2 protein-coding genes are annotated in these 1,250 nt (G+C 38.0%); both read right to left on the bottom strand.

Annotated elements, in window-relative coordinates; all coding sequences use genetic code 11:
- On the bottom strand, positions 1-705 hold a 705-nt coding region (locus F6K53_RS43505), incomplete at its 3' end, for an FkbM family methyltransferase (RefSeq protein ID WP_293086953.1).
- A 238-nt stretch (positions 706-943) separates the two neighbouring features.
- Positions 944-1,250: nucleotide disphospho-sugar-binding domain-containing protein (locus tag F6K53_RS43500; protein WP_293086950.1), on the bottom strand; the 307-nt coding region annotated here is incomplete at its 5' end.

Raw genomic sequence — 1,250 nt, 5'->3', positions numbered from 1 at the left:
TTCTAGATCGTGAACTTCAACAACAATTTGCTTGATCTTTTGCCAATCCTGAGCTTCGATGCCTAAAAGTACATCCAACTCGCTTTTCTCCACATCTATCTTAAGCAAATCAATCTGTTCGAGCTTGTGTTCCCTTATAATCTCTGAAACAGTTTTTAACTGGCAAGTTACCCGCTCTATTTTAAAAGCTTTGTCTATGCTATTTTGGAGTAAAATTGATCGCATAAACGACGGAAACCAACGAAGCCAACGAAAGGTTTGAGGGGCGTATTGAATATTGCGAATAACAGCCTGCTTCAGTTGCTTTTTTAGCTCAGTAAAATCCTCTTGATATGCAGTGGATAACATGGTAGCGTTGGGATTATAAGCGAATGTTATACTCTTGGATTCCTGAGAAAGTCCACAGGAAAAGACTTTAATTTTATCTGAATCAAAGCGTTGAGCGTTAGCCTGTAGTACATTAAAAATGGCTGGAATAGGTTCAAAAGCATAAATACTAACATTTTTATTACAATTTTGATATGCCCATAAGGAAAACAAACCAATGTTAGCTCCTACATCAAATACGATATCACTTTCGTGCAGCTCAATTCCATATTTAATGTACTCTTGAATCTGTTCGTACAGAACTGGTACTTCTTCTTTCCGCAAGCAAAATATTTTCATTCCATTGGGAAGCTTAGTTTCCTGAATTATATTTGGCATAAGGATAGAACCATTTGTTAATAAATTTTATTAGGTAGTGACTGAGGGGGTGACATGAGCTTTAAAAAGATTACTCTATAAGGCTTTGATGCCAATGAGCTCAGCCAAGATACAGTCGCAAATTGACCATATTTTCATTTTATGGACTGAAGTTATCCGTTCATTTGTACTACTCTACTAGTTAAAGGCTCTCCCCATAAGGGATTTAGACATAAAATTATTACTTTTAATAATTATATTATTGTTTTGTTGAAGCCAAAACTGGTTTACCAGTATGCGCCACTTGTTCGATAATATCAGCTGCTCGACTCACTCCCCCTGCTCGTTTAATTGCCTCTTGTAGCCTCAAGGCATTCTTTTTATAGGAATCTTCCGTTAAGACCAGTTTGATAGCCTTTTGTAGCTTCTCCACGCTCAATTTTTTCAAAGGTATGACCTCTCCTGTTCCTGTCCAAGCGATCCGCGCCGCCACTCCAGGTTGATCGTTGGTAATGGGAATAGCGACCATGGGTACTCCATTACTCAACGATTCTAGGGTAGTATTC

It is taken from the genome of Moorena sp. SIO4A1, from assembly GCF_010672065.1.
Classification (GTDB): domain Bacteria; phylum Cyanobacteriota; class Cyanobacteriia; order Cyanobacteriales; family Coleofasciculaceae; genus Moorena.
This window is presented reverse-complemented; position numbering and strand designations above follow the sequence as displayed.